Raw genomic sequence first — 10954 nt, 5'->3', positions numbered from 1 at the left:
AGATCAAACCATTTATGGTATTAATCAGACTCTTTAATTTCCCGGGTAATATTACAATTGACTAAGATAATTCTTCGGCACCCGTACAAAGCTGATAATATTTGCCTTTTTGGGCAAGCAGCTCTTCGTGGTCACCGCGTTCAATGATTTCACCATGCTCAAGAACCATGATGGCATTCGCATTGCGCACGGTTGACAGACGGTGGGCGATGACAAAGACAGTTCGTCCCTTCATCAGACGATCCATGCCGTCTTGAATGATGGCTTCTGTTCTTGTATCGATACTGGAGGTAGCTTCATCTAAAATCAATACCGGTGGATTTGCTACCGCGGCTCTGGCAATTGCCAGCAGCTGCCGCTGTCCTTGTGACAGATTGCTGCCGTCAGCGGTAAGAATTGTCTGATAGCCCTGCGGCAGATGGCGGATAAAACCATCAGCGTTTGCCAGCTTCGCGGCGGCAATAACTTCTTCATCTGTTGCGTTCAGATTACCATAACGAATATTTTCCATCACTGTTTCGGTAAACAAATGAGTATCCTGAAGCACCATAGCTAATGAAGTACGCAGATCATCTTTTTTAATCAGCTTAATATCAATACCATCATAAGTAATACTTCCCTTATTAATATCATAGAAGCGGTTGATCAGATTCGTAATCGTTGTCTTACCAGCACCGGTTGAACCGACAAAGGCGATTTTTTGACCCGGCTTCGCAAATAAATTAATATTTTTCAGTACCGTGTGGTTTTCTTCATAACCGAAGACAACGTCGTGGAAGCGTACATCTCCCTTCATTTCAACAAGGGTAAATTCATTGCCATGCGGATGCTTCCATGCCCAGCGATTTGTCCGCTGTTCACATTCCACAAGCTGACCGTCTACTTCTTCAACATTCACCAACGTAACGATACCGTCATCGACTTCCGGTTTTTCATCAATCAGCGCAAAGATTCGCTCCGCACCGGCTAAGGCCGCCAAAATACTGTTGAATTGCTGAGACATATTGACTAATGGCTGTGAGAAGCTGCGGGAATACTGAAGGAAGCTAGCTAATGAACCGACATCCAAAGTACCGCCGATGATTTGTGTCGCACCCACACCGGCTATTAAGGCATAAGTAATGTAGGAAAGATTTCCCATGATCGGCATGATGATCGATGCCAGCGTATTAGCAATCGTCGCTTCATCACGCAGCTGTTTATTTAAGTCATCAAATGTATCACAGATTTTCTTTTCATGATTAAATACTTTAACGACCTTAACACCTTCAAACATTTCTTCTACATAACCATTTACCTTACCGATTGCAGCCTGCTGACGGCGGAAATAGATTCTTGATTTACCGCCGATCGTGCGGATTGTCAGAAACATGATAATCATCATAATTACAATGATACATGTCAGTGACGGTGATAAAACCACCATCATGGTAAACGTACCGATAACTGTTGTTAATGATTGAATAACCGCGGTAAAGCTTTCACTCATCGATTCACGGATCGTATCAACGTCATTGGTGTAACAGGACATGATTTCACCATGCGCATGAGTGTCATAATATTTAACCGGCAGATCCTGCATTTTATTAAATAAATCAGTACGGATTTCATTTAATGCACGATTGCTCATTTTCATCATTAAATATTTATAAGCATAAGAAGAACAGATGCCGACGATATAAATGATCGCCATCATACAAAGCATCATAATAAAGCTGCTGTAATTGCGGGCAGCCTTGCTGACACCGATCATTGGCATAATATAATCATTAATGATTGGCTTCAGAAAATAATTGCCGGCTACCTGTGCGCCGCTGGAAAGAATAACCAGCAGGACTACAAGAACTAGCTGAACTCGATTTCTTGATAAGTAAGAAAGGATTCTCAGCAATGTTTTACCGCCGTTTTGTGGTTTAGCTGCTGCTTTCATTCGCTGATCACTCCTTTCATCTGTGAATTATAAACTTCTTGATAAATCGCATTTCTGCTTAACAATTCATCATGAGTACCGATATCATCAATCATACCGTCATTGAGAACAATGATCCGATCCGCGTCTTGTACTGAAGAGATACGCTGTGCAATAATCAGCGTCGTTGTTTCAGACAGTGTCTCATTAAAGGCTTTGCGAATTGACGCATCAGTTGCGGTATCGACAGCGCTGGTGGAATCATCAAGAATGATAATTTTTGGTTTTTTAATCAAAGCTCTGGCAATACACAGACGCTGCTTTTGACCGCCGGATACGTTAGTGCCGCCCTGATCGAGATGCGTTTGATAACCATCAGGGAAATCCATAATGAAATCATGAGCACAGGCAGCAACACAAGCCTCTTTAATTTCTTCAAGCGTCGCGTTTTCATTGCCCCAGCGCAGATTTTCTTCAATGGTACCGCTGAATAAGACATTTTTCTGCAATACCATACCTACGGCATCACGCAGCGTTACCACATCAATCTCTCTGACATCACGGTTATCAACTAAAACACTGCCTTCACTGACATCATAAAGACGCGGAATCAATTGAACAAAGGTTGTCTTACTTGAACCAGTACCGCCGATAATACCAATGGTTTCACCTGATTGAATACTCAGGTTAATATTTTTCAGGACATAGTCCTCGCTTTCTTTTTTATATTTGAAAGAAACATTTTTAAATTCAATGGTTCCGCTTGATAAAGGGCCTTTATAGGCATTTGCGGAATTCACGATATCGATTTCTTCGTTAAGCACTTCAACGATACGCTCAGCGGAAGCACCGGAAATGAGACAGTTAACAAACAGCATGCTCAGCATCATCAAAGCCATGAGAATCTGCGTAACATAAGTGATGAAACTCATTAATTCACCGGTCAGCATCGTTTGGTTCATCACCATTTCGCCGCCGAACCAAAGAATCAGTATAATACATAAATAAGTGGAAAACTGCATGATTGGCAGGTTCCAGATGATGAAGCTTTCAGCCTTGATTGAAGCTTCCATCAAAGCGTCATTACTGGTTTTAAATTTCATTTTCTCAAATTTAGAACGCACAAAAGCTTTCACAACCCGAATACTGGTTAGGTTTTCCTGAACAGATGCGTTCAGACCATCATATTTTTTTAGCATTGCCTCAAATAAAGGGAATGCTTTATGAATAATGAAGTATAATGCAAAGCCTAAAATCGGTACAATCAACAGGAAGATAAAAACTAACTGGGAATTGATCGTAGCCGCAATCGCAATAGCAACAACCAGCATGATCGGACTTCTGAATGCCATCTTATTCAGCATCAGAAACATTCTCTGCACGTTGTTGGTATCCGCGGTAGCGCGGGTAATCAGGGAAGCGGTTGAGAACTTATCAATATTGGAAAATGAAAAGTCCTGAATTTTATCGAATAATGCCTTTCTGATCTGTGAGCCAAAGCCCATGCCAGCCTTTGATGATAGATAAGACCCGGCAGCTCCGGCAAGCAGCGAAACCAGGGACATCCCAAACATCAGCAGGCCAACCCTGATAACATAATCCAAATCACGGTTGGTAATGCCGATATCGACGATTTTAGCCATCATAAAGGGAATCATTATTTCTAACACTGCCTCTATAACAACACAGAATATGCAGGCTATCGCATATTTTTCATACCCCTTAAGGTATTTAGCCAATGTTTTAATCATTGTTGTCCCTCCTTTTCAAGTCGTTGATTAAGTTTTACGATCAACGCGGATAATTGTTCCTTATCTGTTTCACTGAAATCAGCAAATAAGCGGTCATCCAGTTCATCAAATTTTTTGCGGCAGGCATTGGTGACAGACTGACCTTTTTCACTGATGCTGACCAGCGTTGCCCGCTGATCCTTTTCATCATTGCTTTTGATCAGATAACCATGCTTAACCAGCCGTTTGACGCTGACAGCGACACTTGGCGCCGAAACCTTTAATTCCTCAACAATTTCTTTCTGAGTGCATTTTCCTTTCTCAGAAACAATTTCAAGAATCGGCAGCTGCCCGTAATATAAACCTTCACTTTCCATGATTCGTCTTACTTCACAGCCATGCAGACGATTGAAAGCATGTATTTTGCGTATAATGTCACGTGGTGTCATGAACAACCTCCATTTAGTTAACCGACTAATAATTAATCGACTAAGTAATGATATCGCTAACTATATAGGATGTCAAGTAGATTTGTGTGCCTTATCTTTGACATAAGTGATAAAAAGATTAAAGAGGGCTTGACTTGGAGTGTACTCCAAGTGTTATCATGAGCTTAACAGGAGGGGATGGCATGACAATAGCGGAAGTCAGTAAGAAATATGATATTACAAGTGATACCCTGCGGTATTATGAACGCATCGGTTTAATTCCGCCGGTACCAAGAACTAAAAGCGGTATACGGGATTATGATGAAAATTCATGCGCATGGATTGAGTTAATGAAATGTATGCGCAAGGCGGGTGTTCAGATCGAAGCATTGATTGAATATGTAGCCTTGTTTCAAAAGGGTGATGAAACGATTGACGCGCGCAAGGCATTATTGATTGAACAGCGTCATCAGCTTCAGGAAAGAATGAAGGAAATGCAGCTTTCATTGGATCGTTTAAATCAGAAAATCGATAAATATGAAAAGGGTTTGATGAAGGCAGAGAAAAAATTAAGATAAGTGAGGGTGAAAAATGAAAAATATACTGATTCTATCGGCAAGTCCGAGAAAAGGCGGCAATTCTGATTTGTTATGTGATGAATTTATGCGCGGTGCTTTAGATGCCGGCAATCAAGTTGAAAAGCTGTGTCTGAGTGATTATAAGATAAATTATTGTACAGGCTGCGGTTTATGCTCAGAGTTTGGAAAACCTTGTCCGCAGACTGATGATATGGCAATGATATTAGAGAAAATGATTGCGGCTGATGTACTGGTAATGGCAACTCCCGTTTATTTTTATACAATGAATGCGCAAATGAAAACATTGATTGACCGTGCCTGCGCAAGATATATGGAAATCAGTCATAAGGAATTCTATTACATTCTCGCCGCGGCAGAAAATGATCGGGCATTGATGACAAGAACGATTGAAGGCTTCCGAGGTTTCACGGATTGTTTAGAAGAGCCTGTGGAAAAGGGTGTTATTTATGGTATCGGCGCATGGAAAAAAGGTGAGATCAAGCCGCTGCCTGTCATGCATGAAGCCTATGAGATGGGCATGAAGGTATAGTTATGATGGACAGAGAGAGGGCTGCTGCTGACAAGATTAAGCGTCTGTATGGTGAAGCTGGATTGATGCATGAGGAGGATCATGATTTAGAACATCTTTATGAATTATTTGCATATGGTGAAATTTATAACCGAAGCCTGCTTAATGATCAGCAGCGTGAGATAATAGCATTGGCAGTGCTGAGTACGAATCAGACGCTGAATCAGCTGCCTGAACATGTGCATGCGGGTTTAAATGCGGGCTTGAAGGCTGAGGAGATACAGGAAGTGATTATTCAATGCACACCGTATATCGGTTTCTCCAAGGCGCTGGAAGCTGTGAATGTGGTGAATGAGACACTAAAGGCGGAAGGCTTTGAGCTGCCGCTTGCAAGTCAGCGGCAAAGTGATGAATCAGATCGATTTGAAAAGGGCTTGGCTTTGCAGAAACGGATTTTTGGTGAACGAATCGATGAATTGCGGGCTAATGCGCCGAGGAATCAAATGCATATTCAGGATGCTTTATCGGCCATGTGTTTCGGTGATTTTTATACACGCGGCTCGCTTGATGTGAAAACTAGGGAATTGATTACCTTGTGTGTGCTGGCGGCGCTGGGCGGCTGTGAGAATCAGCTGAGAAGTCATGTACAGGGGAATGCTGCGGTCGGCAACAGCAAAGAATTAATGATTGAAGCTATCACTGTATGCCTGATTCACATCGGTTTTCCGCGTACCTTGAATGCGTTAAATTGTATCAATGAATGCCTGCCTGAGTAATAGCCCGTTAATCGGGCTTTTCTATATTTTAGAATCGTAGGAGTAATGATATAATAGACCTAACAGGAGGGTAGGATATGTTAACAGATAATTTTTATTTAGAAACTGAAAGACTGCAGATAGTTCCTTTTGATTATCAATATCTTCAAAATTATGCGGAGGAGTTTACTGAAGAAATTGCTCGGCTTCAATATCCTGATCCCTTTTCTTCAATAGACGCAGCCAAACAAGTGGTTGATGAATTTGTCAATGAGATGTATCAGGGCAGAATGCTGGAGCTGCTTATTTTAAGCAAGAGCGGTGAATTTCTTGGCAGCATGGAGGTATTTGGGCTTGAAGAGACAAGCCCTGAGGTCGGTTTGTGGCTAAAGCAGAGCTGTCATCGTCAGGGATACGGCTATGAGGCATTATCCGCGATGATTAGTTTTTTGAATGATTTGGAGAAATATAATGGTTATATTTATGCCGTGGATGAGCGAAATATGGCAAGTCTGGCATTAGTAAAGCGTTTTGAATGTGAACAGATCGGTCTTGATCCAATTGTTACTGAGAGCGGGAAGCAATTGAAGCTGCTGCTTTATAAGATATATAGATAGTTATGTGAAAAAAAGCCAAGAGGTAAATATGAAAAAAACAGTTTATGAATGGCGGCGGTTGTCGTATCGATTGTTAATTGTCAGCTGTCTATTATTTGCTGCGGCATGCTGGCTGGGCTATCAGCTGGATAGTATGATCTGTATTTATATCCTTGCTGCCGGCGGTTTTCTTTTCATGCTTGCTTCAGCTATTGTTTATTATGAATTTTGGCGCTGCCCAAAATGTGATGCGAAGCTGCCAAATGAAAGTGCATTTTTTGGAGAGTTTAATTGTTGTCCGTATTGCGGTTATAAATTGCGGAATGATCATGATCAAGTGGATACAAACTTGTTGTAGCTGGCAGTAACAGAAAACAGCCACCGAAGTGACTGTTTTCTGACAAATTGTAAAAGGGAGTGTCAGTAAAGTGCCTTGAGGTCATCACGCTCAATGGGAATGGCGCTTTACTTTCACTGTCATTATTTCCAGAATTCGTATTTCTAAACATCAATTACTAAAAAATGGCTGAATTTCTTTTTAAGTTATTCACGGTTACTACTTGTCATCGATAAAAAAATATGATAAAGTATTAAAGCAGTAAATCTTAGGGGTGTAGTACAATGGTAGTATAACGGTCTCCAAAACCGCTGATGGGAGTTCGATCCTCTCCACCCCTGCCATATATCAATTAAAGCCTTATAAATAAGGCTTTTTTAATTTATTATGAAAAAATTCAAATTTTAAGAAGAAATAATTTAATAAATCTCGTATATTTATAGTAATGAGGAAAGAGGGTATGAAAAAAATACTAGCAAGTTTCTTATGGATGACAATGATAGCAGGATGTGTCCAAACACCGCCAAAAGCCGAGGAACCGGAAGAACCTTCGATTGTTGAACAGCCGGAAAAGCCTGTAGAACCAGAAGAATCAGAAGAATTAAAGTATAGTATAGATGAATTGGTTACAATTGAAACAATCGATATTTCAGTTACTGATTTTCAACGAGAAATTAATGATCGATGGGATTTCTCATATCAGCTTGATAAAGTTCAAATCAACTTAGACAGTGACGAAATTAATCAATTTAATCAGCAAATGGCAGAACGCTATGATAAATATGTAAACGGACTTCAATATGAAGGAGATACATTAAGAAAAGGCTATTTCATGAATATCTCTGCATATTTGAACAAAAATATTCTTTCATTGGTGATTAGGGATCAGTGGTTTCTATTTGAAGCTGGCTTAAGACCGGCAAATTATGAAATTATTCATATTGATTTAGAAACAGGCCACATTCTCAGCAACAATGAATTACTAGCTTATTTAAATTTAGATAAGGATAATCTGTATTATGTTGATAATGATGAAGAAGTTTCAGTTAATGATAATACTGATTTAGTATTAAAAGATGATCAATTATATGCATTAGAAAATATTAATCTTACAAAACTTAAAGCAATAACTTATAGAGAAATGTTGCCTGTTAAGGAACGCTGAAAAAGCGTTCTTTTTTCTGGACGCATTTATTACTGGATATTGATTTTTGGCTATTGGCTTATTCTGAGAAAGCTGAATCTAAGCTTGGACAAAGCCATTTTTTTCTTCGCATATTAACGAATATTAAAAAGTTAAAGAATAAAAAAGCCAACCAATAAACCTGCGATAAATATAAGTACATACTTAATGACAGTTTTCTTATCCATAAATTTACCTCCTTTCTTAATATGAAGATTCCATATACGAATCCTGTTTCCTGTTTTTGTTAGCATGGATATTTTTTAGTATAACGTTGTAGCTATGCTTTGAATTTGATAAACTAGTTTCATAGATGTTGATTCATTTAGAGTGAGGTTAAATTATGAAAAGGAAATATTCTCAGGAAGAAGTAGAACAATTAATGATAGGACGGATATACTGCAATCATGAAGACTTGAATATTTTTGTCAGGCGGAAAGGGCTTTATGCTTGGACAATGAATTTAGGAAATAAGTGGAGTTGGATAATCACAGTTACAGCAGCAATGATCATCATTGTGATAGTATTTATGATGTTGGAATTATCATAAATAATCGTATTTTATTTCAGGAGTGCTTATTTCTTTTTCTTATCAGCCATACAAGAATGATAATGACAATCACTATGCCAAACCAAAATGGGAATGAGTCGAATCCATAAAAATCGATAACAGTTGAACTGTAATTTTGAATCGCTTGCAACAGCATTTGTATCACTCTTTTCTTGTTGATGTTTATCTTACTTTCATTCTAGCATAGAAAATAAAAAAAGTGATAAATATTAGATCGTGTCGGAATACTTATTTGTGTAAATGAAAAAGGTAATGAATAAAACTAACACGGTATTTGATATTAAATTATCGCTGAGTATTTCATCATAAGCTTATAATGTTATACTATTGGAAGAGGTGATAGTATGCTGAATCAGCGGCAAAGCTTTATCCTAAAAGATTTAGAGGCAGCTAAAGAGCCGATTACGGCTAAAGCTCTGGCTGCTAAATATAACATTTCACTGCGCACGATTCGTAATGATATCAATGAAATCAGCGATTATGTTAATACTCTTGAGGGAGTAAGTTTTATTAAAGTACCTGGTCTTGGAATGCGAATTGATGCAAAACAAAATATATATAATCAATTAGAAAAGGAAATCAATCTTGAAAACTTAAGCATTTACCATGCCGAAGACCGCAGTCATGTCCTGCTGTTCTGCTTTTTACTGCTGCCTAATCCAATTACCGCAGAAGCTTTGGCTGAAAAGATGCAGCTATCAAAAAATACCGTCATGAATGAATTAAAAGCTGTTAATGAACAACTCACAGATTATCACTTGCAGGTTGTTGGCAGAAAGAATCATGGTTTCTATCTGAAAGGTGAAGAAATCGATGTTATATCGTTAATCAACGCATTGATTGAAAAGGCTAATAAGAAAAAGATTCAGTATCTGCTATTTGAAAGTGAAGACACCTTTTTAAACAATGTGGAAAAGATGCAGATTGATCAGCTGCTTAATTTTATTAATGATGACCTCGTTTTAATGATTAATGATTATGTTAGGCTGAAAATATGGCTTGCCTTTTTTATTAAACGCTGTTCTTATGGTAATTCATTACAGTTGAATCACAATTATTATGCTGATGTACTCAATGATGAGAATCATATAAAAATTGAACGGCTGACGCAGGAAATCAATAATCTATTCAGCCTGTGTCTTGATGATGGACAAATTGAATTTTTGACTTTCATCATTGCGAACTATACCTATTGGGTTGATGATAAGATTGTCAAAGAAGAAACCAGTAAATTGGTACAAGCGGTGGAGGCAATGCTGAAAGAGGCGCAGCATGTATATCCTGAACTGGCTGTTGAATATGATCAGCTGAAAAATGACATTCTGACTCATATTCAGTTAACTTTAAATCGCTACAAGCTGAACTTACCAAATACAAATCCAATTTTGACGCAAATTAAAGCTAAATATGGAGAGCTTTACGGTGTGGTTGAACATGCTTCAAAGGCTTTTGAGGATGTGTATGGCTTATCGATGGATGAAGATGAAATCGGGTTTTTAACGCTTTATTTCTGCCGCAGCCTAGAGAAAAGTCATCAATTAGCAGAAGCTCGTATCCTGGTGGTGTGCAATACAGGACGGGGAGCTAGTAAGCTGTTGGCTGCCCGCATTATGAACAATATGCCGGAAGTTCATATTGTAGGCATGATTCCAGTTCTTGATTTAGAAAGGCAGTCAGATTTAGTGGATAATGCGGATCTGATTCTATCCACAATACCGCTTCATGATATTAAAAAACCGGTTGTTTTGGTCAGTCCCTTTGTCAGTGAACAGGAAATATTGAAGATAAAAGAGGTTATTGTTGAAGGTAAAACTCATAGTCGGCATTCATTAACAGATGCCACAGATTTAATGAATTCACTGATTACACAATATGTACCTGGCAGCAAAGTCAATGAATTTTCAGCCCGTCTGGGAAGCTTAATCAATTTCAATTTTGCGGCGAGTGAACCAGCCTCACTTTCTGCACAGCTATATGCGGAAACATGTGTTGAGGCTTGTATCATGATGTCAGAATGTTCGGCCAATCATGGCAAAGTCGTTGATTACCATCGGTTCTCAGGGATTCTCGCCCATATTGTTATGTCGGTGCCGCGCTGGGTTAATGGCCGTTTCATCAGTGCTTCTGATTATGAAGAAATGAAAAAAGCATATGCCAAGGAATATGAAATTATTGTTAAGTTTCTGCATGTCATGGAAGAAAAGCTCGGTGTCTATATTGACCCAATTGAAGCAATAGCGATTCTCCGTTATTTAATTTGAATTCTTTAATAACACCATTTGATTGCACTAATCATGTGGTGTTTTTGTTATTTTAATTTTACAAATTCAATGCTATT

The 10954-nt window shown here is 38.8% G+C and carries 11 protein-coding genes and 1 tRNA gene; 9 read left to right on the top strand and 3 right to left on the bottom strand.

Features of this window, described 5'->3' with window-relative positions:
- Positions 1-61 precede the first annotated feature (61 nt).
- Genes DAHG_RS09380 through DAHG_RS19280 form a run of 3 tightly spaced genes read right to left on the bottom strand, consistent with a single transcriptional unit; the run spans position 62 to position 4088 of the window.
- A complete protein-coding gene (locus DAHG_RS09380; protein WP_022938089.1) occupies positions 62-1930 on the bottom strand; it encodes an ABC transporter ATP-binding protein in 1869 nt (622 codons plus the stop codon).
- Positions 1927-3660 carry an ABC transporter ATP-binding protein gene (locus tag DAHG_RS09375; protein ID WP_022938088.1) on the bottom strand — a complete coding sequence of 578 codons (1734 nt, stop codon included), beginning with the start codon at positions 3658-3660 and terminating at the stop codon, positions 1927-1929. Before DAHG_RS09375 ends, DAHG_RS09380 begins: the two co-directional genes overlap by 4 nt.
- A complete protein-coding gene (locus DAHG_RS19280) occupies positions 3657-4088 on the bottom strand; it encodes a MarR family winged helix-turn-helix transcriptional regulator (RefSeq protein ID WP_022938087.1) in 432 nt (143 codons plus the stop codon). Before DAHG_RS19280 ends, DAHG_RS09375 begins: the two co-directional genes overlap by 4 nt.
- Positions 4089-4270: 182 nt before the next feature.
- Here DAHG_RS19280 and DAHG_RS09360 point away from each other — a divergent pair, with 182 nt between their 5' ends.
- The 9 genes from DAHG_RS09360 to DAHG_RS09320 all read left to right on the top strand — a co-directional run bounded on the left by DAHG_RS09360 (position 4271) and on the right by DAHG_RS09320 (position 10877).
- A complete protein-coding gene (locus DAHG_RS09360; RefSeq protein WP_022938086.1) occupies positions 4271-4645 on the top strand; it encodes a MerR family transcriptional regulator in 375 nt (124 codons plus the stop codon).
- A gap of 13 nt (positions 4646-4658) precedes the next feature.
- Positions 4659-5195, top strand: a complete 537-nt coding sequence (locus tag DAHG_RS09355) for a flavodoxin family protein (protein WP_022938085.1) — start codon at positions 4659-4661, stop codon at positions 5193-5195.
- A 2-nt stretch (positions 5196-5197) separates the two neighbouring features.
- A complete protein-coding gene (locus DAHG_RS09350) occupies positions 5198-5950 on the top strand; it encodes a carboxymuconolactone decarboxylase family protein (RefSeq protein ID WP_022938084.1) in 753 nt (250 codons plus the stop codon).
- 77 nt (positions 5951-6027) lie between these two features.
- On the top strand, positions 6028-6546 hold the full coding sequence (locus DAHG_RS19275; protein ID WP_022938083.1) for a GNAT family N-acetyltransferase: 519 nt from the start codon (positions 6028-6030) through the stop codon (positions 6544-6546).
- 28 nt (positions 6547-6574) lie between these two features.
- Complete coding sequence (locus DAHG_RS09340; RefSeq protein WP_022938082.1) at positions 6575-6883, top strand: hypothetical protein; 309 nt, start codon at positions 6575-6577, stop codon at positions 6881-6883.
- Positions 6884-7132: 249 nt separating this feature from the next.
- Positions 7133-7206: transfer RNA gene (locus tag DAHG_RS09335), tRNA-Trp, on the top strand.
- Between the two features lie 116 nt (positions 7207-7322).
- The gene (locus DAHG_RS09330; RefSeq protein ID WP_022938081.1) at positions 7323-8027 is read left to right on the top strand and encodes a hypothetical protein; all 705 of its coding nucleotides are present in this window, start codon (positions 7323-7325) and stop codon (positions 8025-8027) included.
- A 361-nt stretch (positions 8028-8388) separates the two neighbouring features.
- A complete protein-coding gene (locus DAHG_RS09325; RefSeq protein ID WP_022938080.1) occupies positions 8389-8595 on the top strand; it encodes a hypothetical protein in 207 nt (68 codons plus the stop codon).
- A 365-nt stretch (positions 8596-8960) separates the two neighbouring features.
- Positions 8961-10877 carry a BglG family transcription antiterminator gene (locus DAHG_RS09320; RefSeq protein WP_022938079.1) on the top strand — a complete coding sequence of 639 codons (1917 nt, stop codon included), beginning with the start codon at positions 8961-8963 and terminating at the stop codon, positions 10875-10877.
- Positions 10878-10954 lie beyond the last annotated feature (77 nt).

It is taken from the genome of Dielma fastidiosa (genome assembly GCF_000313565.1).
GTDB classification, from domain to species: Bacteria; Bacillota_I; Bacilli_A; order Erysipelotrichales; family Erysipelotrichaceae; genus Dielma; species Dielma fastidiosa.
The sequence above is the reverse complement of the archived record's forward strand: the minus strand, read 5'-3'. Positions and strand labels throughout refer to the sequence as shown.